Origin of the sequence: Burkholderia crassaminum, from assembly GCF_964265005.1 — a bacterium.
Taxonomy (GTDB): Bacteria; Pseudomonadota; Gammaproteobacteria; order Burkholderiales; family Burkholderiaceae; genus Burkholderia.
Genome location: NZ_OZ183800.1, coordinates 1,506,822 through 1,526,483 on the forward strand (window position 1 = coordinate 1,506,822; position 19,662 = coordinate 1,526,483).

Annotated in this window: 19 protein-coding genes; 15 read left to right on the top strand and 4 right to left on the bottom strand. The window is 65.8% G+C overall.

What is annotated here, in order from left to right:
* Positions 1-3: 3 nt before the first annotated feature.
* The 4 genes from ACPTTF_RS23800 to ACPTTF_RS23815 all read left to right on the top strand — a co-directional run bounded on the left by ACPTTF_RS23800 (position 4) and on the right by ACPTTF_RS23815 (position 4,428).
* Positions 4-1,590, top strand: a complete 1,587-nt coding sequence (locus ACPTTF_RS23800) for a FadD3 family acyl-CoA ligase (protein WP_423368464.1) — start codon at positions 4-6, stop codon at positions 1,588-1,590.
* Positions 1,591-1,622: 32 nt separating this feature from the next.
* Positions 1,623-2,396, top strand: a complete 774-nt coding sequence (locus tag ACPTTF_RS23805) for an SDR family NAD(P)-dependent oxidoreductase (RefSeq protein WP_423368465.1) — start codon at positions 1,623-1,625, stop codon at positions 2,394-2,396.
* Positions 2,397-3,165: 769 nt separating this feature from the next.
* A complete protein-coding gene (locus ACPTTF_RS23810; protein ID WP_423368466.1) occupies positions 3,166-3,843 on the top strand; it encodes a hypothetical protein in 678 nt (225 codons plus the stop codon).
* A gap of 348 nt (positions 3,844-4,191) precedes the next feature.
* Positions 4,192-4,428 carry a FitA-like ribbon-helix-helix domain-containing protein gene (locus ACPTTF_RS23815; RefSeq protein ID WP_423368467.1) on the top strand — a complete coding sequence of 79 codons (237 nt, stop codon included), beginning with the start codon at positions 4,192-4,194 and terminating at the stop codon, positions 4,426-4,428.
* A gap of 53 nt (positions 4,429-4,481) precedes the next feature.
* On the opposite strand, the gene ACPTTF_RS23820 is transcribed toward ACPTTF_RS23815, so the two are convergent.
* From ACPTTF_RS23820 to ACPTTF_RS23835, 4 genes are all read right to left on the bottom strand, one after another.
* Positions 4,482-4,826: a hypothetical protein gene (locus ACPTTF_RS23820; RefSeq protein WP_423368468.1), complete on the bottom strand. Its 345-nt coding sequence runs from the start codon at positions 4,824-4,826 to the stop codon at positions 4,482-4,484.
* Between the two features lie 76 nt (positions 4,827-4,902).
* Positions 4,903-5,166: an excisionase gene (locus ACPTTF_RS23825; protein ID WP_423368469.1), complete on the bottom strand. Its 264-nt coding sequence runs from the start codon at positions 5,164-5,166 to the stop codon at positions 4,903-4,905.
* Between the two features lie 776 nt (positions 5,167-5,942).
* Complete coding sequence (locus ACPTTF_RS23830) at positions 5,943-6,644, bottom strand: hypothetical protein (protein ID WP_423368470.1); 702 nt, start codon at positions 6,642-6,644, stop codon at positions 5,943-5,945.
* Positions 6,645-7,000: 356 nt separating this feature from the next.
* A complete protein-coding gene (locus ACPTTF_RS23835; protein WP_423368471.1) occupies positions 7,001-8,260 on the bottom strand; it encodes an IS256 family transposase in 1,260 nt (419 codons plus the stop codon).
* 958 nt (positions 8,261-9,218) lie between these two features.
* On the opposite strand from ACPTTF_RS23835, the gene ACPTTF_RS23840 reads away from it, so the two are divergent.
* The 11 genes from ACPTTF_RS23840 to ACPTTF_RS23890 all read left to right on the top strand — a co-directional run bounded on the left by ACPTTF_RS23840 (position 9,219) and on the right by ACPTTF_RS23890 (position 19,661).
* Positions 9,219-9,653 (top strand): type II toxin-antitoxin system VapC family toxin, encoded by a 435-nt coding sequence (locus ACPTTF_RS23840; protein ID WP_423369864.1) that lies wholly within the window; start codon positions 9,219-9,221, stop codon positions 9,651-9,653.
* Positions 9,654-9,852: 199 nt separating this feature from the next.
* Positions 9,853-10,749: a VOC family protein gene (locus tag ACPTTF_RS23845; RefSeq protein WP_166952170.1), complete on the top strand. Its 897-nt coding sequence runs from the start codon at positions 9,853-9,855 to the stop codon at positions 10,747-10,749.
* A gap of 9 nt (positions 10,750-10,758) precedes the next feature.
* Positions 10,759-11,652: a CoA transferase subunit A gene (locus tag ACPTTF_RS23850; protein WP_423368472.1), complete on the top strand. Its 894-nt coding sequence runs from the start codon at positions 10,759-10,761 to the stop codon at positions 11,650-11,652.
* Positions 11,653-11,662: 10 nt separating this feature from the next.
* The gene (locus ACPTTF_RS23855) at positions 11,663-12,460 is read left to right on the top strand and encodes a ketoacid CoA transferase (protein ID WP_166952176.1); all 798 of its coding nucleotides are present in this window, start codon (positions 11,663-11,665) and stop codon (positions 12,458-12,460) included.
* 8 nt (positions 12,461-12,468) lie between these two features.
* Positions 12,469-13,389 carry an enoyl-CoA hydratase gene (locus ACPTTF_RS23860; RefSeq protein ID WP_423368473.1) on the top strand — a complete coding sequence of 307 codons (921 nt, stop codon included), beginning with the start codon at positions 12,469-12,471 and terminating at the stop codon, positions 13,387-13,389.
* On the top strand, positions 13,386-14,486 hold the full coding sequence (locus tag ACPTTF_RS23865) for an NAD(P)H-dependent flavin oxidoreductase (protein WP_423368474.1): 1,101 nt from the start codon (positions 13,386-13,388) through the stop codon (positions 14,484-14,486). Before ACPTTF_RS23860 ends, ACPTTF_RS23865 begins: the two co-directional genes overlap by 4 nt.
* A gap of 19 nt (positions 14,487-14,505) precedes the next feature.
* Entirely contained in the window at positions 14,506-15,321 is an 816-nt protein-coding gene (locus ACPTTF_RS23870; protein WP_423368475.1) for an enoyl-CoA hydratase family protein, read from the top strand.
* Positions 15,318-16,487, top strand: a complete 1,170-nt coding sequence (locus ACPTTF_RS23875; RefSeq protein WP_046547952.1) for an acyl-CoA dehydrogenase family protein — start codon at positions 15,318-15,320, stop codon at positions 16,485-16,487. The genes ACPTTF_RS23870 and ACPTTF_RS23875 overlap by 4 nt, the downstream gene beginning before the upstream one ends.
* 35 nt (positions 16,488-16,522) lie before the next feature.
* A complete protein-coding gene (locus tag ACPTTF_RS23880; RefSeq protein WP_423368476.1) occupies positions 16,523-17,593 on the top strand; it encodes an acyl-CoA dehydrogenase family protein in 1,071 nt (356 codons plus the stop codon).
* Positions 17,590-18,741, top strand: coding sequence for an acetyl-CoA C-acetyltransferase (locus ACPTTF_RS23885; protein WP_423368477.1), 1,152 nt, complete (start codon positions 17,590-17,592; stop codon positions 18,739-18,741). The genes ACPTTF_RS23880 and ACPTTF_RS23885 overlap by 4 nt, the downstream gene beginning before the upstream one ends.
* Before the next feature lie 41 nt (positions 18,742-18,782).
* Positions 18,783-19,661, top strand: a complete 879-nt coding sequence (locus ACPTTF_RS23890) for an SDR family oxidoreductase (protein ID WP_423368478.1) — start codon at positions 18,783-18,785, stop codon at positions 19,659-19,661.
* The last annotated feature ends 1 nt before the right edge of the window (position 19,662 follow it).

Sequence of the window (19,662 nt, forward strand, 5' to 3'; positions counted from 1 at the left end):
TCTATGACGATGGACAACGAAATCCTGACCACGCCCGCGCTGATCGCGCTGGCAGCCGCGCGCCACGGCGCGCATCCGGCGATCGAGTCGGAGCATGGCCGGCTGACCTACGCGGAACTCGACGCGGCCCGTCTCGACGCGGCCCGCGCGCTGCTCGCGAGCGGCATTGAGTCCGGCGACCGCATCGCGGTATGGGCGCCGAACCTGCCGCAATGGATCGTCGCGGCGCTGGCGATCCATACCGTCGGTGCGATCCTCGTGCCGGTCAACACGCGGATGAAGGGGATGGAGGTGGGCGGCATCCTGCACGACGGCGGCGCGCGACTGCTGTTCTGCTGCGGCACCTTCCTCGGCGAATCCTATCCGGCGATGCTCGCGCTGCACCGGCCCGCGACGCTCGAGCGTGTCGTCGTGTTCGATGGCGAACCGCCGCCCGGCGCGCGCGACGAGACCTGGAACGCGTTCCTCGCGCGCGGCGCCGAGGTGCCGCTGGCCGCGGTGCGCGAACGCGAGGCACAGGTGACGCCGGACACCGTGATGGACCTGATGTTCACGTCCGGCACGACGGGCCGCCCGAAGGGCGTGATGACCGCGCATGGCCAGAACCTGCGCGCCGCGCAGGCGTGGGCGGCGATCGCCGGCGTGCGCGCGGACGACCGCTACCTGATCGTCAATCCGTTCTTCCACACCTTCGGCTACAAGGCGGGCTGGCTCGCTGCGCTGTCGAGCGGCGCGACCGTGCTGCCGCATCTCGTGTTCCAGCCGGCCGACGTGCTGCGGCGCGTCGCCGACGACCGCGTGTCGGTGCTGCCCGGCCCGCCGACGCTGTATTACGCGCTGCTCGACGCGCCCGATCGCGCGACGCGCGACCTGTCGTCGCTGCGGATCGCGGTCACGGGCGCGGCGGCGATCGCGCCAAGCCTGATCGAGCGGATGCGCGCGGAACTCGGCTTCGAGACGGTGCTGACCGGCTACGGGCTGACCGAATCGTGCGGCTTCGCGACGCTGTGCCGTCAAGGGGACGATGCGGAAACGGTTGCCTATACGTCCGGCCGGCCGATGCCCGATGTCGAGCTGCGCATCGCGGGGCCGGGCGGCGTGCCGCTCGGGCCGGACGAGACCGGCGAGATCTGGGTGCGCGGCTACAATGTGATGCGCGGCTACTTCAACCAGCCGGACGCGACGCGCGAGACCGTCGATCCCGATGGCTGGCTGCATACGGGCGATCTCGGCTGCGTCGATGCGAACGGCAACCTGAAGATCACCGATCGCATCAAGGACATGTTCATCGTCGGCGGCTTCAACTGCTATCCGGCGGAGATCGAGCGACTGCTCGCCGCGCATCCGGCGATCGCGCAGGTCGCGCTGGTCGGTGTGCCCGATACGCGGCTCGGTGAGGTTGGGCATGCGTACGTCGTGCTGAGGCCGGGTGCGCACGCGGATGCCGACGAACTGAACGACTGGGCACGCCGCAACATGGCGAACTACAAGGTGCCGCGGCATTTCACGTTCGTCGAGCAACTGCCGACGAGTGCCGCCGGGAAGGTGCTGAAGTACCGCCTGCGGGCGGGGACCGAGGCGGCGGCCTGAGCGCCGCCGCGACACAGGAACGGGATGAACGCATGAATGACAACGGGTTTCCGCAGGGCGCGGTGCTGGTGTTCGGCGGCAGCGGCGGGATCGGGCAGGGTGTCGCGCTCGAGTTTGCGCGTGCCGGCGTGCCGGTCGCGGTGGGCTACCGCAGCAAGGCCGACGTGGCCGAGCGGGTTGCGCGCGACATTCGCGGCGAGGGTGTCGCGGCCACCACGCACTGCGTGGACGTGACCGATCCCGCGCAGGTCGACGCCGCGCTCGCGGCCGCGATCGGCGCGCATGGCCGCGTGCACACGGTCGTCTGGGCGGCCGGGCCGTTCGTGAACCAGCGCCATATCGGCGACATGACGCACGACGACTGGCGTCGCGCGATCGACGTCGAGACGATCGGTTTCTTCGTGGGGGCGAAAGCCGCGCTGCCGCACTTCCGTGCGTCGGGCGGCGGATCGTTCGTGACGCTCGGGTCGGCCGGGCACTTGCGGTGGCCCGATCGCGACGGGCTGTCGGTCGCGCCGAAGGCGGCGAACGAGGCGCTGGTGAAGGGGCTGGCGCGCGAGGAGGGGCGTTACGATATTCGCGCGAATTCGATCCTGGTCGGCGTGATCGAGGCCGGGATGTTTCCGGTGCTGCTCGAACAGGGGCAGTTCGATCAGGCGTGGATCGACGAGACGCAGAGGATGCTCGCGCTCAAGCGCTGGGGGAAGGCGCATGATGTCGGGCGGGCGGCGGTGTTTCTGGCGTCGGATAGGGCCAATTACATTACCGGGCAGCAGTTGAATGTTTCGGGGGGGTACGGGTTGTAGCGGAGCGTAGAAAAGCACGTTCGGGCGACCGCACGCATGGCGGTTGTCCTGGACGCTGACATGACCCACCTTTCCTCCTTCTTCGGCGTATCGACGACGCCATCGACAATCGTTCCGGCTCGCGTATTGCGCCCGTGTCTGACACGGACAAGATGCATGCGCACGCATCGGTATTCACCCTGCCTCGTCACGCACGATTGTGCATCGGCCTCGCTTGCGCCCGGAGCGAGGTCACATCTTTGCAACGCATTCTTCCATGCATTTCGCCACAAACGATTGACGGCAATGACGCGCTCGTGTGCGCTGATGGCCGTCCGGCCTTGGTCAACGAGCGTTGCGACGTCGCTGCGTGACACGTCGGATCGCGTGCCCCGGCATCGTCTGCCGAATAAGGATGCGTTCCTGAAACATTTCCTCCGATTACAACCCGCGTGAGCGCCCGTGATTTGCTGTAACGCTTGCCCCGCTTAGATTTGCGCCGCATGGCACGCGCTTTGCGGTTGACCCGGTGCCGCCGGTGCAAACGAAATTGGCAAGAACGATGAACGCCTCGGCGGCATGCAACGACATCGAAATAAACGGGGAATCGGATCGGGCCGCGGACGCCGCCTGTCGCGGCGTACCTGCCGCGCATGTCGTATCGGTCATGCGCACGGGGCAGCGCGTTCCCGATCCGTCGAACAGCAAGCGTGCTTGCAAGGTGTCGTGCCGGGGTTCGCATCACGCATGGCGACGCAGGCCGCATGCGTTGGCGAGGCGCGCCCGGCACATGTCGGGGGAGGCGCCCGTGAAAATGACGGTGAACCAATGGGCAGCGGCCGCGGTGATGTGCGCCGCGAGTGCGCACGCGCAGGAGATCTACCTGCAGGGCGGCACGCAGGGCGTCGGCATCGGCGCGGCCGTGAGCTTCAATTCGATGCTGGGGGCGCATGCGGACTTCAATGCGATCGATCTTTCGCATGACTTCACGGTGGCCGGCAATCGCTATCAGGACGACCTGAAGCTGCGCCAGGGCGGCCTGTACGCGGACATCTTTCCGTGGCGAGGCAGCGGCTTCCGGGCGACGCTCGGGATGCGCTTCAACGACGACGATCTCCGCGGTGTGTCGGTGCCGACCAACGGCACCTATGTGTTCGGCGGCAAGCGTTATCCGGCGATGCCGGGGATGTATGCGGTGGCGGAAGCGCGTTATCCGACGGTGATGCCGTACTTCGGGATCGGCTACGGGCATCGGCCGGCGTCGAAAGGGCTGGGATTCGTCGCCGACCTCGGTGTTGCGTACGGGATACCGAAATGCTCGTACACGCTGTCGCCGGAACTGGCGGCCGCGGCGGGCCCGGCGAAGAGCCAGATCCTGGCCTCGAGCGGACTGGATTCGCTGCGGCAGGTGATGTCGCGCTACCGGTGGTACCCGGTGTTGCAGATCGGGATTTCGTATCGGTTCTGAGTGGTGGGTTGTCGCTGCGTGTGCCGGCCGGGGAATGTTGGCACGCCGATACGGGTGGGGCAATGGGTGTTCGGAAGAGGACTGACGACCGTCGCGAGCACCGCGCGCGGAAGCGGTGAATGCAGCCGTCCCGCGTCGAACGGCGCCCGCCGTTCAGCGGTGATTGGCCGATCGGCCGTCTTTCGCGCCGTTCCGATCCGGCTTACCTTTCAAACAGCAGTTCGACGTGTCGGGCGAGCGGCGCATGCCGAAAGGATTCATGCGGCCCGTTGCCGCTCGCTGACGCCAACCACCGTCCCCCTTCCGTTGTTGGCGCTATCATTGATATCAACCTGGATGGAGGGAACCATGGCAAATCTACTGGTGCGTAACGTGGATGACAGTATCGTTCAGAGCCTGCGCGAGCAGGCGGCGGCAAATGGCAGGAGTGCCGAGGCCGAACATCGGGCCATTCTGGCCGATGCGCTCGGCCGGCCGAAGCGAAAGACATTTGCGCAAGTGCTGATGAGCATGCCCGATGTTGGCGAGGACGCCGATTATCAACGTGTTCAGGATTCCGGCGAGGCCAGGCGTGTATTTGATTGACGCGTTCGATCGACCGGAAACCCTTGTCGCATAAGGGCTTGTTCAGAACGTGTTCATAATTCGTTAAGGACCCTTCTACACCCCAATAGGCTCGATTCCTCGTGCATCCGCGTAGGTTTCGGCCGATGTATCGACATGTGACCGAGCAGCGCCTTCATGCCCACATTCCTTTGCTTGTCATGCAGCCGCTTCGAAAGGCTCCGGATCTCGCGGAACGACGGTGCATTCTCATCCGGGACGCCTGCCTTCCCGCGCGCTCGCGCGAACGCTGCCGAGATGATCACCAGACCAACCGGGGTGCCAGGCACGGTTCCGTTCTTCGTGATCGTGTAGTGGATCAGGTACGGGCTGATGGCGTCGCTTTTCTTGCATCGCGCAATGACGTCGGCGAGCGTCATTCCAATCGCATCGAGTCGCAGTGACGTTGGGATTTCTACGACAACGCCAGTCTTTTGGCTACTGACGAGCGCGTGATCATGCTTGACCCATGATCGCTCCCAGCGAGCGCATGTCGATCGATCTTGACCGGGGACGAGTGCGAGCGTTGTCCTGATAGACAGCGTTTTGTTCGACGTAATAAGCGTTCCCGACTCTGGTTGGCGGTGGGTGAATCTTTCCATCCTTGATCCATCGTGACGCAGTGCGCATTGCTGGCACAGGATTGAATACTCGGGCGAGCCAGTCGCTCAATCGGATTTTCATTTTTCCCCTCCATGTTGAGTGAGAAATCGTGCGCATGGACGTGCCACGATCCCTCAGTCTCAAAACTGTGCGCTGGTGCGATGCAGAAGAAATGTGTGACGCGGCGGTAAGAGACGAACGGCGAACCGCGCGCGACGGAGGGCGGCAAGATCGAGGAGATCCACTTGGTCAAAGTGCATGTTTGGGACTATCGCGACACCACCAAAGGGTGGGGGGCACGCCTCGATGGAGGTCGGCAGCACCTATATTTCGTGGTGGCCGCGACCAGATGGGCGGACGAAAAACGGACTCCGACTGCTTCCCCAAATTTATGCAGCGCATCCTTATCGCGATCAAGATTTGGGCGACGACGAGGCTTATGAAGAACGTGGACCGGATCAAACGGTCTGCCTCAATAACCTCAATGAAAACGCGATCAAGGATTGGTGGCAATCGTTCGGACTGAGGCGCGACGGAGTTGTGTTCGAAGGCCCACTGCAGGCGTGGCGAACTTTAAAAATGAACTGTTCCACAGTGGTGGCGATCGGGCTGACGATAGGCGGGGGGGCGAGCTTCCGGATATACAAAGTCGTTGCAGTCGATCAGGCAACCGAGCGATGTCCTGGCATATGCCTTGACTATCCGGGCGGCCGGTGGGACGGCCGCGAGTGCGCGATGAGTCCCACTCGCGAGGGAGCCCCATCAACCAGAGGGAATGTGTCGGGTTCGACCGGCCGCCACTTTCCAACCCGGCAGAGGAGCCAGTCAGCAGTTCGCCGGAAGCCGATAGTCCGGCCGCATCGGGTTGTCTTTCAGGAGCGCCGCGGCGCGGTTCAGTGCGAGACGGTTGCCCTGGCAATTGCCGCGCGGTAAGGCTCGGCTAGCGCTGCCCCTTCCCGATAGAGGATCCTCATCGCCCAGCATGCGTCGGAAGGAGAGACCCTGCGCGGGTTTTGCAGCGCCGAAGCGAATTTCTGCACTTCCTGTGGAGGTAGCGTTGCCTTTATTCTGGACACGCCTTCGTTGACATCCTCCTGCTTGATTGAGGGAACAGGATCCTGTCGCAATGCGGCTAGCACGGCATCGCCCCCCGATGAAAACCAGAAATCGGCGTCAGTCTCGTTTAGCTTGACGAGGGCCTTGTCCATTGCGCTGGGCCCAGGCACTGATGACGGTCCCTGCAAGAGCGCCGCGCACTCGGCTTCGCTCGCCTCGTCGAGTATCTTGGACACGATTCTCATCCTGGTCTCGAGCGATACATCGTCGAGCCGCTTCAAGCCATTTGATGACAAGTCGGTTCCGCGACTCATTGCATTCTCACGCGTCGTTTGGGCTTCGAATGCCTGAAAGGTTGGATCGGAGGTCAGCCGCATGATGTATTTCGCGTAGCTCGCATGGATTGGCGCGGATTCAGGGAAGGGGTTGTGGATCTGCGTGCTTTGGATACTTGCCTCTGCATCAGGCGTTGCCTCCGCGCGCCCGATCGCCAGTGCAAGTACAAGTAGCACGCATTTGTGGATTCTGTTGTGGTTCATGTCTATTACCGTTTCGTCCGGATTGTGTGAATGACTTTAAGCGGAGATGCCGGCCGGCAAGGGTAACGCAGAGAGGTCTGCGTATGGAATGGCCGTTGTTGGGAGATAGCGAAGAGGGACCCAACTTGGCCGCAGTCGGCCGGCCGTCCCGTTTCGTAAATGCTGACTGGTGGTGCGCCGCCCATCTAGCCGTGAGTTTCCCGAGGGGCGTTCGATTGCTCGGAGTGCAGTCCTCCAGCGCGGAACGCAGCTGTTAGCTATCCCACGGTTCACTGGTCAAGTCATCAAGCCTGGCATCGGCGTCGAACGACCGATCAGAAGGTATCCGGAATTTCGTGTGTGAGGCGGGTTGAGATTCAGACTCCAATGTTGAATCGTTCCGGGTAAAGCAGTGCAAACTGCGTCATCGCGCTCTTCCAATCGTGTCGGGAGCCGGTCCATTTGGCAACGACGTTGCGCAGCGCCAGCCAGATCAACTTCAGCGCGGCCTCGTCCGACGGGAAGTGACCGCGCGCCTTGATGATCTTCCGAAGCTGCATGTGCAGCGACTCGATCGCGTTGGTCGTATATACAATTTTCCGGATGTCAGGCGCGAAGGCATAGAACGGAATCAACTGATCCCAGGCCCGGCGCCAGAGTGCAGCAATCGGGGGGTATTTCGTGCCCCACGGGCTCGTATCGAACGCCTCTAGCGCCACGGCGGCGGCTTCAGCCGACGGTGCCCGGTAGATCTCCTCGAGCGCCGCCGCGACCGATTTCCTGTCTTTCCAGCTGGCGAAGTCCAGCGAGTTTCGGATCAGATGCACGATGCAGGTCTGGACCGTCGTTTCCGGGAACACCGTGTTGATCGCTTCCGGGAAGCCCTTCAAGCCGTCGACCACGGCGATCAAGATGTCCTGCACGCCGCGCAGCTTCAGGTCGTTCACCACCCGCAACCAGAACTTGGCCCCCTCGGTCTGCTCGATCCAAAGGCCGAGCACGTCGCGCGTGCCATCGCGGCGTACGCCCAGCGCCAGATAGATCGCCTTGTTGCGCACGACGCCTTCGTCGCGGATCTTGACTCGCAAGGCATCGAAGAACACGACCGGGTACATCGGCTCAAGCGGCCGCTGCTGCCATTCGCGCACTTCGTCGATCACGGCATCGGTCACCGTGCTGATGAAGTCCGGCGACACCTCGATGCCGTACATCTCCAGCAGGAAACCCTGAATCTCCCGCACGCTCATGCCGCGTGCGTACATCGCGATGATCTTGCCGTCGAAGCCGGTGAAGCGTCGCTCGCCCTTGGCGATCAGCACCGGATCAAAGGTGCCTTCACGGTCGCGCGGAATCTCGACGTCGAGTAGGTCATCGTCGGTCGCGATGCGCTTGCGGCTGGTGCCGTTGCGATGGTTCGTGCGGTCTACCGGCTTGGCTTCGCCCTTCTCGTAGCCCAGGTGGTGGGTCAGTTCGCCGCCCAGCGCGCGCTCGAAGATCGCCTTCTTGAGCGCGGCGAGCTGCTCGTTGATCGTCGCCCGATCCAGCGTTCCGGGTACCAGTTGCTTGATCAGTTCCGGGTCCAGGTTCAAGCCCTTGCCCGGTTCAATCGTCACTTCTTCCTTGCGTTTGCGTGGCATAAAGTGGCTCCTTGGCCGTCAGTTTATGCCTCACACACAAAGATTCGGATAGGCTCACCGATCAGGGGCGAACGCCACAGGCCGTTCCCGCATTTCCCCGGAAATTTTACGATGCACCAAACAAATGGCACTGGTTCGAGGCTCGCAGGTTATCAGGTCGGACATCTTCAATGCTGCATTCATTGACGTCGCCGAGAGCGATATGGGTGTGGTTTTTTCTGCCTTCACATGGTGCGCCACCATACGCATCTACAGCATTGACGAACGTTAGAACTCACACTCAGCCGCGGGTCTATGTCCTGTCAACCTAATTTGCATACAGTGGAATCGGCCTTCAAACCCGGTAGGCGGTAGGCAAGTGACGTTAAAAATCAAGGAAAGGCATGGTGCTGGCGGGCTATCTGGCCAGTGCGATGAGGGGCGAGGCGAGGTCACACCTCGTTACGCAAAAATGAGGGATGTACATTGTGGAATAAAGGTGGGGTACGAGCATGCCTTGCGTCGCGGCAGGGATCGGACGTATGGGCAGCAATGTCGCTTTGTTATATGGTCCTGGCGAGGGTCCGAAGCTTCACTTCTTAAGACGGGAGAAAACGATGGCACAAGTCGCGTACGTTGTAGCGAAGCAAGCGGATGGGCAGGTTCAAAGCTGGCCGATGAACCCATCGGGCGTCGTTCAGCCATCATTGGCTGATGTTATTTACGCTGGTTGGAAGGTCGTTAGCACGACGGCCTCGAGTGATTTTGTGCTGGTAATCGTTGAGCAATAGAGCGGGAAATATGTGCCGTTGCCGTGTATTCGGCTACCTTTCTTTGGCCTTGCGTGGAAGAGGCGGGCTTGCGGAAGAGACTGTTCAGAACACATGGGTAAGTGCTTGATTCTTATGGCGTCAGGATGCACATTCCGGCGGGTATTTTCCCGCCGGAATGTGCATCTAACCAATTGAAATCAAAAGAAATGACGCCGAATCGCCCGGCCTATTTGATTGATACGAACGTCATCAGCGAAATCAGGAAAGGCAAGCGAACCAACCGTGGCGTGCGGGCGTTCTTCAGGCAGGCCGCGGCCGACGCCAGCCCGCTTTACCTGTCCGTCGTGACGGTTGCTGAACTTCGCCGCGGCGTCGATCTGATCCGTCATCGCGGCGATCACCCCCAGGCGTCGGCGCTCGAGGCATGGGTGGCGACGATCCTGGCCGGCTATGCACCGAACATCCTGCCGGTCGACATCGAGATCAGCCAGATGTGGGGGCATTTGCGCGTGCCCGATCCGACGCACGAACTCGACAAGCTGATCGCGGCCACCGCGCTGATCAACGATCTCACCGTGGTCACGCGCAACGTCGCGGATTTTGCCCGCACCGGCGTCAGGTTGCTGAACCCGTTCGACTGATCCGGGTTGCCGCGCCGCGGCAACCCGCACCTGCTCTCCGTCTCCTTCCGCATGTATGGCCCGCTCCGCCGGGCTTTAGCGCGCGTCTGCGCCGCTCCAATTCCCCGCCGCCTCTCGTCCCAACAGACGATGTAACACCACCCCCGACCGGCCAGAATCCTTTCACGAACAACGGATTCTGAACCAGGAGGAGGCCGACATGATCGATGTCCGTGCGCTTGGCTATGTCGTCGTCGAGGCGACGCGCGTCGATGCGTGGCGCCGCTACGCGGAAGACGTGCTGGGCATGCAGGCGCTCGACGCGCCCGACGGCGCGCTGTACCTGAAGATGGACGAGCGCGATTTCCGCTACGTGATCGTTCCCGGCTCGACCGACCGCTATTTCGCGTCGGGCTGGGAACTGCCCGACGGCGCCGCGTTCGACGCCGCGCTTGCGGCACTGCAGCGCGCGGGCGTCGAGCCCGTGCGCGCGACCCGCGACGAAGCCGCGCTGCGCCGCGTGCAGGCGATGGCGTGGTGCACCGACCCGTCCGGCAACCGCCACGAGCTGTACTGGGGCGCGCGCTGCGACTTCCGCCGCTTCGTGTCGCCGCTCGGCGTCGCACGTTTCGTCACTGGCGACATGGGGCTCGGCCACGCGGTGCTGCCCGCGCCGCAGTTCGACGCGACCGACGCATTCGTGCGCGGCGTGCTCGGCTTCGAACTGTCCGACATCTTTCGGGTGAAGTTCACGGCCGATCCGGCCGAACCCGAGAAGCGCATCCATTTCATGCACTGCCGCAACGCGCGCCATCACAGCCTCGCGCTGTTCGAGATGGCCGTGCCGTCGGGCTGCGTGCACGTGATGGCCGAAGTCGATTCGATGGACGAAGTGGGCCGCGGGCTGGATCGCGTTGCGGCGCACGACGTGAAGATGTCCGCGACGCTCGGCCGTCACTGCAACGACCAGATGATTTCTTTCTACATGAAGACCCCCGGCGGCTTCGATCTCGAATACGGCTTCGGCGGCCTCACGGTCGACTGGTCGAAGCACGCGGTGTTCGAGGCCACCAAGGTGAGCCAGTGGGGCCACGATTTCAGCATCGGATACCGGTAAGCCAGCACGATGACGATGAAACCTCTCGACAAGACGATGTCCGCGCGCGACGTGGTCGCGCAACTCGCCGACGGCATGACGATCGGCATCGGCGGATGGGGGCCGCGGCGCAAGCCGATGGCGCTGGTGCGCGAGATCGCGCGCTCGAACCTGAAGGACCTGACGATCGTCGCGTACGGCGGCGCCGATGTCGGCCTGCTTTGCGCGGCCGGAAAGGTGCGCAAGGTGGTGTTCGGCTTCGTGTCGCTCGACGTGATCCCGCTCGAACCGCATTTCCGCCGGGCGCGCGAGCAGGGCCGCATCGACGTGCTCGAACTCGACGAAGGGATGCTGCAGCTCGGCCTGCGCGCGGCCGCCGCCCGGCTGCCGTTCCTGCCGACGCGCGCCGGGCTCGGCACCGCGCTGCTCGACCACGCACCGGCGCTGCGCACCGTGCAATCGCCGTACGACGACGGCGAAACGCTGCTCGCGATGCCGGCGATCGAACTCGACGTCGCGCTGCTGCACGTGAACGCGGCCGACCGGATGGGCAACACGCGCATCGACGGCCCCGATCCGTTCTTCGATGCTTGGATGGCACGTGCCGCGCAGCGCTGCTACGTGTCGGCGGAGACAGTCGACGCATCGATCGCGACGGAAGACCTCGACGCCGCGAAACGCAATCCGTTCGAGCGCTCGCTCGTCACGGGCGTCGTGCACGCGCCGGGCGGCGCGCACCCGACGTCGTGCGGGCCGGCCTACGGCTGGGACCTGCCGCACCTGCGCGCGTACTGCGCGAGCGCGGAAGACGACGCGAAAACGACGGCGTACCTGCGCGACGTGGTCGGCCAGGACGAACGCCAGTACCTCGAAGGCGTCGGCGGCCTGTCGCATGTGACGACGCTGCCGTTGCCGATTCTGTAAAGGAGCGCCTGTGAGCGAATCTCTCGACCATTCCCTCGCGGAACTGATGATCGTCGCGTCCGCGCGACTCTGGCGCGACGACGGCGAAGTGCTGGCGACCGGCATCGGCACGGGCCCGCGGCTCGCGGCCGGCCTCGCGCGGCTCGCGTACAACAACGGGCTGATGCTGACCGACGGCGAAGCGTATCTCGTCGAGGAGCCGGTGCCGCTCGGCCCGCGCCCCGACGGCTATCGCGTGAAGGCGAGCGGCTGGATGACCTACGAACGCGTGTTCGACTGTCTGTGGCACGGCCGCCGCCACGCGCTCGTGATGCCGACGCAGATCGACCGTTTCGGCCAGGCCAACATCTCGTGGCTCGGCGACGACTACGCCCGCCCGAAAACCCAGCTGCTCGGTGCGCGCGGCTTCCCCGGCAACACGACGAACCACGCGAACTCGTTCTTCGTCAGCGGCCACGGCAAGCGCACGTTCGTCGATGGCGAAGTCGACATGGTGTGCACGGTCGGCTACAACCCGGCGCGCCGGCTGCCCGGGATGAAGACCTTCGTCGACCTGCGCAGCATTGTCACCGACCTGTGCGTGATGGATTTCGGCGGGCCGGACCATGCGATCCGCGTGCGTTCGCTGCACCCGGGCGTGAGCTTCGACGAGGTGCAGGACGCGACGGGCTTTCCGCTGATTCCACATCCGGAACTCGGCACGACCGAAGCGCCGAACGCGGAAGACCTGCGCATCGTGCGCGCGCTCGATCCGCACAACCTGCGCGCGACGATCGTGCGCAACAATCCGGCGCCGCGCCGGGGATGAGGGGCGACATGGAAGCGACCCAGATGACCTTCGGCGACGGTGTCGTCGATTACGCGGTCGACGGCGGCATCGCGACGATCACGATGAACCGCCCCGAGTATCACAACGCGCAGAACTCGAAGATGACGTATGCGCTCGACGCGGCGTTCCGGCGCGCGGCGCACGACGACGCGGTGAAGGCGATCGTGCTCGCGGGCGCCGGCAAGCATTTCTCGGCGGGCCACGATATCGGCACGCCGGGCCGCGACATCCACGAGTCGTTCGAGCGTGCGTCGCTGTGGTACGACCACGTCGACAAGGAAGGCGGCGAATTCCTGTATGCACGCGAGCAGGAGGTGTACCTCGGGATGTGCCGGCGCTGGCGCGACCTGCCGAAGCCGACGATCGCGATGGTGCAGGGCGCATGCGTCGCCGGCGGGCTGATGCTCGCGTGGGTGTGCGACCTGATCGTCGCGTCCGAGGATGCGTTCTTCGCCGATCCGGTCGTGCGGATGGGGATTCCGGGCGTCGAGTATTTCGCGCATGCGTACGAGCTGAATCCGCGCATCGCGAAGGAATTCCTGTTCCTCGGCGAACGGATGCCGGCCGAACGCGCGTACCAGATGGGAATGGTCAACCGCGTGGTGCCGCGCGAACGGCTGCACGACGCGACCTACGCGATCGCCGCGAAGATCGCGACGATGCCGCGCCTCGGGCTCACGCTGACCAAGCAGGCGCTGAACCACGTCGAGGAACTGCAGGGCAAGCGGGCGGCGATGGATGCGGCGTTCGCATGGCATCACTTCGCGCATGCGCACAACGAGCTTGTGAGCGGCGATCGTCTCGGCGGCTACGACGCGCGCAGCATGGCCAGCTCGCAACGCCAGCCGAACGGCGCGGATCGTAGCGACGCGCAAGTACCGGTCGCCGTCAACGGAGCCGCCGCATGACCACGACGCTGCAAAGCCCGCTGCATACGCCGCTGTGCGACCTGCTCGGTTGCCGCTATCCGATCGTGCAGACCGCGATGGGCTGGGTGGCCGACGCGCGGCTCGTCGCGGCGACCGCGAACGCAGGCGGTTTCGGCTTCCTGGCCGGCGCGACGCTCGAGCCGGAGCAGGTCGAGGCCGAGATCCTGAAGGTGAAGTCGCTGACCGACAAGCCGTTCGGCATCAACTTCCACATGTTCCAGAAGAACGCGCAGCAGGTCGTCGAGCTGGCGATCAAGCACAAGGTGCGCGCAGTGAGCTACGGCCGTGGGCCCGATGCGAAGACGATCCGCCGTTTCAAGGACGCCGGCATCGTCTGCATGCCGACGGTCGGCGCGCCGAAGCATGCGGCGAAGGCGGTCGAACTCGGCGCGGACATCGTGACGGTGCAGGGCGCGGAAGGCGGCGGCCACACGGGCTCGGTGCCGACCACGCTGCTGCTGCCGAAGGTGCTCGACGCGGTGCGCGTGCCGGTGGTCGCGGCCGGCGGGTTCTTCGACGGGCGCGGGCTGGCCGCCGCGCTCGCGTATGGCGCGGCCGGCATTGCAATGGGCACGCGCTTCCTGATGAGCGCCGAATCACCGGTGCCGCGCGAGACGCTCGACCGCTACGTCGCGGTCGGCGACCCGGCACGCATCCGCGTATCGGACGCACTCGACGGGCTGCCGCAACGGATGATCGACAACCCGTATCTGCTGAAGCTCGAGCGCTTCGGCCCGCTGCGCCGCACGCTGTTTGCGCTGAAGACGGCCGAAGCGTGGCGGCGCCAGAACGGGCTGCGCACGACCGACATGCTCGGCCTCGCGATCAAGGCGCTGCGCTCGCACGACTACACCGCGAGCCAGACGCTGATGGCCGCGAACGCGCCGTTCCTGATCCAGCGCGCGATCGTCGAGGGCCGCCCGGATGAAGGTGTGCTGCCGAGCGGCCAGGCAGCCGCGATGATCGGCGCGATCGAACCGTGCGACGCGCTGATCGCACGGATCGTCGCGGAAGCCTGCGAGCGGCTCGACGCACTGGCCGCGTTGCGCGGCGCGGCAGCGGCGCAGGCCGCATGAACAACATCACAGGGAGGCAATGGAGATGACAGCATCCAATCAACCGGCCGGCGCGATGCCGTTCCGGATCGATCGCGCAGACGGCATCGCCGAACTGGTGATCGCCCATCCGCCCGTGAACGCGCTCGACGCGCAGGGCTGGCATGCGCTCTCCCGCGCGCTCGACGCGCTCGGCGAAGACGACGACGTGCGCGTGATCGTCGTGCGCGGCGAAGGCCGCGGCTTCTGCGCGGGCGTCGACATCAAGGAACTGGCCGCGCATCCGGAGCGGATCGTGTCGGTCAATGCGGGCAACTACGAGACGTTCCGCGCCGTGCACCGCAATCCGAAGCCGGTGATCGCGGCTGTGCACGGCTTCGTGCTCGGCGGCGGGATCGGCATCTGCGGTGCGGCGGATATCGTCGTCGCGGCCGACTGCGCACGCTTTGGCGTGCCCGAGATCGACCGCGGCGCGATGGGCGGCGGTGCGCACCTGCAGCGTCTGTTCGGCGTGCAGAAGGTGCGCGCGATGTACTTCACGGGCGACATGATCGATGCGGCCGAAGCGTACCGGCTCGGCGCGGTCGAGCAGGTCGTGACGCGCGACACGCTGCGCGACGCGGCGCTCGCGATCGCCCGCAAGATCGCGGAGAAGAGCCCGGCGATGGTGCGGCTCGCGAAGGAGGCGCTGAACGGCGTCGAGGACGGCGATCTCGAGGATAAGTACCGCTGGGAGCAGGGTTTCACGCTGCAGGCGTACATGACGAACGATTCGTCGGAAGCCCGTGCCGCGTTCGTCGAGAAGCGCGACGCGCGTTTCGATGCGCAGGCACCCGCCGAGGAGGCACGCGCATGAACCTGACCTATACGCCGCAGCAACAGGCGTTTCGCGCGGAGATCCGCGCATGGCTCGCCGCGCACGTGCCGCGCGAGCGGCTGCCGAGCTTCGACACCGAGGAAGGCTTTGCTGCGCACCGCGAATGGGAACGCACGCTGCACTCGGGCCGCTGGAGCATGGTCACGTGGCCGCGCGAACTGGGCGGGCGCGGCTGCGACCTGATCGAGTGGCTGATCTTCGAGGAGGAGTACTGGCGCGCCGACGCGCCGATGCGCGTGAACCAGAACGGCATCTTCCTGCTCGGCCCGACGCTGATGGATTTCGGCACGGCGGAGCAGAAGGCGCGTTTCCTGCCCGCGATGGCGGCCGGCGAGCACGTGTGGGCGCAGGGCTGGTCGGAGCCGAATGCCGGTTCCGACATGGCCGCGATCCGCACGACGGCCGCCCGCATCGGCGACGAATACGTGCTGAACGGCCAGAAGATCTGGTCGACGCGCGCGGTGTGGGCCGACTGGCTGTTCGGCCTCTTCCGCAGCGATCCCGAATCGTCGCGCCACCACGGGCTGACGTTCCTGATGGTGCCGCTGTCCGCGCCGGGCATCACGGTGCGGCCGATCCGCCAGCTGAACGGGCAGACAGGTTTCGCGGAAATCTTCTTCGACGACGTGCGCGTGCCGGTCGAGAACCGGCTTGCGGCCGAAGGCGCGGGCTGGCAGGTCGCGATGGCGACGGCCGGGTTCGAGCGCGGGCTGATGCTGCGTTCGCCCGCGCGCTTCCAGCGCACCGCGCAGGCGCTGCGCGACCTGTATCTCGCCCACCGCGACAGCGCCGACCGCGACCCGACGCTGCGCGAGCGCGTGGTGCAGGCATGGATGGATGCGCAGGCGTACGCGCTATCGACCTACGCGACCGCGAGCCGGCTGCTGAAGGGCGGCCATATCGGCGCGGAGTCGAGCACCAACAAGGTGTTCTGGTCGGAACTCGACCTGCGCATGCACCAGACCGCGCTCGACATCCTCGGCGCGCACGGCGAAGTCGTCCCGCAGACGGCCGCGCAACACGCGACGCTCGGCCACTGGCTCGACGGCTTCCTGTTCGCACAGGCCGGCACGATCTACGCGGGCACCAACGAGATCCAGCGCAACATCGTCGCCGAACGGATGCTCGGCATGCCGCGCGCGTAACGGCGCCGGCGCCCCCCTCACTGAACGGACATCGTATGGATTTCGTATTCGATGAAGACCAGGAAGCGCTCGCGGACAGCGTGAAGCGCTTGCTGATGACCGAGATGACGCCCGAGCTGATCCGCGAGCTCTGGGCGACGCCGACCGGGCGCTCGGATGACCTGTGGGCGCTGTTCGCGTCGCAGGGGCTGACCGCCGTGTCGGTGCCCGAGGCGCACGGCGGCCTCGGCCTGACAGAAGCTGAATGGGCGCTGCTCGCACAGACCTACGGTTACTTCGGCAGCCCCGAACCGCTGCTCGACACGGCGCTCGTGTCGGCCGGCGTGCTCGCGCGGCTGCCGGCGAGCGACTGGCGCGATGCGCTGCTGCGCGACATCGCCGAAGGGCGCGCGCGCGTCGCGCTCGTGCATCCGGTGAACCCGTATGCGGCCGACGTGCACGTCGCGCAAACGCTCCTGTGCGAGCACCGCGGCGAGCTGCATCGCGTCGACCCCGCGCGGTGTGCGTGGCGCGCGGTCGACAGCGTCGACCCGTCGCGGCGGCTGTTCACGCTCGACTGGGAGCCATCGGCGGCCACCCGCATCGCGAGCGCCGACGAAGCCGCGCCGCTGCTGAACCGCGCGCTCGACCACGGCGCGTTCGCGGTCGCCGCACAGCTGCTCGGCCTGACGCAGCGCGTGCTCGACGTCGCGATCGACTACAGCGCGCAGCGCAAGCAGTTCGGCAAGGCGATCGGTTCGTACCAGGCGCTCAAGCATCTGCTTGCCGATGTCGCGATCCGCTACGAGTTCGCGCGGCCGGTAGTCGCGCGTGCCGCGCAGGCGATCGCCGACGATCACCCGCAGCGTGCAGTGTTCGTATCGCACGCGAAGCTCGCGGCGACGTCGGCCGCGCAGCTCGCCGCGCGCCACTCGATGCAGGTGCACGGCGCGATCGGCTACACGTGGGAGCTCGACCTGCAGATCTTCATGAAGCGCATCTGGGCGCTTTCCGGCAGCTGGGGCGACAGCGCGTTCCACAAGGCCCGCGTGGCAGACGCGATCCTCGGCGACGCATTGCCGATCGGCCCCGCGCAGACCTTCGACCTCGAGGAATCCAACCGATGAAACAAGCCTATATCGTCGACGCGCTGCGCACGCCGACCGGCCGCCGCAAGGGCGGGCTCTCGCACGTGCATGCGGCGGACCTCGGCGGCTTCGTGCTGAAGACGCTCGTCGAACGCAATGCGATTCCGGCGGACGACTACGACGACGTGGTGTTCGGCTGCGTCGACACGATCGGCCCGCTCGCGGGCAACATCGCACGCACCTGCTGGCTCGCGGCCGGGTTGCCGCTGCAGGTGCCGGGCGTGACGGTCGACCGCCAGTGCGGGTCGTCGCAGCAGGCCGTGCACTTCGCAGCGCAGGCCGTGATGAGCGGCGTGCAGGACGTCGTCGTCGCTGGCGGCGTGCAAACGATGACGCAGATCCCGATCTCGTCCGCGATGACGTGCGCGGCGCCGCTCGGCTTCACTGATCCGTTCTCGGGCAGCACCGGCTGGCGCGCGCGCTTCGGCGATGCGCCGGTGTCGCAGTTCGTCGCCGCGCAGCGGATCGCCGATCACTGGAACCTGTCGCGCGATGCGATGGAGCGCTATGCGCTCGAAAGCCACCGCCGTGCGGTCGCGGCGATCGAGGCCGGCCATTTCAAGCGGGAAATCGTGCCGTTCGAGGGCGTGATGCACGACGAGACGCCGCGCCCCGACACGTCGTTGGAAAAGATGGCGACGCTCGAGCCGCTCACGCCGGGCGGCTCGCTGACGGCCGCCGTCGCGAGCCAGACCTGCGACGCGGCTGCCGCATTGCTGATCGTGTCCGAGGACGCGCTGAAGCGCTACGGCCTCACGCCGCGGGCGCGCATTCACCACCTGAGCGTGCTCGGCGACGATCCGCTGTGGATGCTGACCGCGCCGATCCCGGCGACCAAGGCCGCGTTGAAGAAGAGCGGGCTCGACTGGTCGCAGATCGACGTCGTCGAGATGAACGAAGCGTTCGCGTCGGTCGCCCAGGCGTGGCTGGCGGACACGCGGTTTCCGCACGAAAAGACCAACCCGAACGGCGGCGGCATCGCACTCGGCCATCCGCTCGGCGCGACCGGTGCGCGGCTGATGACGACGCTGCTGCATGAGCTGGAGCGCACGGGCGGTCGTTACGGATTGCAGACGATGTGCGAAGGCGGTGGCCTCGCGAACGTCACGATCATCGAGCGCCTGTGAGCGCGTCACTTTCACGAACTCACGATCCAAGAGGCACCAGCATGGGAATCTGTAACGGACGCACCGTCATCATCACCGGCGCGGGCGGCGGGCTCGGGCGCGAATACGCACTCGCGTTCGCGGCCGAGGGCGCGGCGGTCGTCGTCAACGACATCCGGCACGATGCCGCGCAGGCAGTCGTTGACGAGATCGCAAGGCGCGGTGGCCGCGCGCTCGCGAATTCCGACGACATCACGCAGACCGACACCGCGCAGCGGATCGTCGACGCGGCGCGCGAAGCGTTCGGTGACGTGCACGTGCTCGTCAACAACGCGGGCATCTGCCGCGACAAGATGTTCACGAGCATGACCGAGCAGGACTGGGACGACGTGATGCGCGTGCACCTGCGCGGCCACTTCTGCCTGTCGAGCGTGCTGGCGCGCGTGTGGCGCGACGCGGCGAAGGCCGGTAACCCGGTCGACGCACGCATCATCAACACGAGTTCCGGCGCCGGGCTCCAAGGCTCGATCGGCCAGTCGAACTACGGTGCTGCGAAGGCTGGCATCGCCGCGCTCACGCTGATGCAGGCGGCCGAGCTGCAGCGCTACGGCGTGCGCGTGAACGCGCTCGCGCCGGCCGCGCGCACGTCGATGACCGAAGGCGTGTTCGCCGACATGATGAAGAAGCCCGAAGACGGCGGCTTCGATTATTTCGACCCGGCCAACGTCGCGCCGCTCGTCGTGTGGCTCGGCAGCACGTTGTCGGCCGACGTGACGGGCCAGGTGTTCGAGGTCGCGGGCGGGATGATCGCGGTCGCGGAAGGCTGGCGTACGGGTCCGAGCGTCGATCGCGGCGCGCGCTGGGCGACGGCCGAGGTGGGCGCGGCAGTCGCGCAGCTGCTCGCCGATGCGCGGCCCGCGCAGCGCGTGTACGGGAGCTGAG

Bases quoted from the DNA above. Each gene is read 5' to 3' on its own strand.
- ACPTTF_RS23820 (WP_423368468.1), bottom strand. From the start codon at position 4,826: ATGACGCTCGCCGACGTCATTGCGCGATGCAAGAAAAGCGACGCCATC.
- ACPTTF_RS23810 (WP_423368466.1), top strand. From the start codon at position 3,166: ATGTCGGGGGAGGCGCCCGTGAAAATGACGGTGAACCAATGGGCAGCG.
- ACPTTF_RS23875 (WP_046547952.1), top strand. From the start codon at position 15,318: ATGAACCTGACCTATACGCCGCAGCAACAGGCGTTTCGCGCGGAGATC.
- ACPTTF_RS23830 (WP_423368470.1), bottom strand. From the start codon at position 6,644: ATGAACCACAACAGAATCCACAAATGCGTGCTACTTGTACTTGCACTG.
- ACPTTF_RS23890 (WP_423368478.1), top strand. From the start codon at position 18,783: ATGGGAATCTGTAACGGACGCACCGTCATCATCACCGGCGCGGGCGGC.
- ACPTTF_RS23870 (WP_423368475.1), top strand. From the start codon at position 14,506: ATGGAGATGACAGCATCCAATCAACCGGCCGGCGCGATGCCGTTCCGG.
- ACPTTF_RS23860 (WP_423368473.1), top strand. From the start codon at position 12,469: ATGGAAGCGACCCAGATGACCTTCGGCGACGGTGTCGTCGATTACGCG.
- ACPTTF_RS23850 (WP_423368472.1), top strand. From the start codon at position 10,759: ATGACGATGAAACCTCTCGACAAGACGATGTCCGCGCGCGACGTGGTC.
- ACPTTF_RS23800 (WP_423368464.1), top strand. From the start codon at position 4: ATGACGATGGACAACGAAATCCTGACCACGCCCGCGCTGATCGCGCTG.
- ACPTTF_RS23815 (WP_423368467.1), top strand. From the start codon at position 4,192: ATGGCAAATCTACTGGTGCGTAACGTGGATGACAGTATCGTTCAGAGC.
- ACPTTF_RS23840 (WP_423369864.1), top strand. From the start codon at position 9,219: ATGACGCCGAATCGCCCGGCCTATTTGATTGATACGAACGTCATCAGC.
- ACPTTF_RS23845 (WP_166952170.1), top strand. From the start codon at position 9,853: ATGATCGATGTCCGTGCGCTTGGCTATGTCGTCGTCGAGGCGACGCGC.
- ACPTTF_RS23805 (WP_423368465.1), top strand. From the start codon at position 1,623: ATGAATGACAACGGGTTTCCGCAGGGCGCGGTGCTGGTGTTCGGCGGC.
- ACPTTF_RS23865 (WP_423368474.1), top strand. From the start codon at position 13,386: ATGACCACGACGCTGCAAAGCCCGCTGCATACGCCGCTGTGCGACCTG.
- ACPTTF_RS23835 (WP_423368471.1), bottom strand. From the start codon at position 8,260: ATGCCACGCAAACGCAAGGAAGAAGTGACGATTGAACCGGGCAAGGGC.
- ACPTTF_RS23885 (WP_423368477.1), top strand. From the start codon at position 17,590: ATGAAACAAGCCTATATCGTCGACGCGCTGCGCACGCCGACCGGCCGC.
- ACPTTF_RS23825 (WP_423368469.1), bottom strand. From the start codon at position 5,166: ATGCGCACGATTTCTCACTCAACATGGAGGGGAAAAATGAAAATCCGA.
- ACPTTF_RS23880 (WP_423368476.1), top strand. From the start codon at position 16,523: ATGGATTTCGTATTCGATGAAGACCAGGAAGCGCTCGCGGACAGCGTG.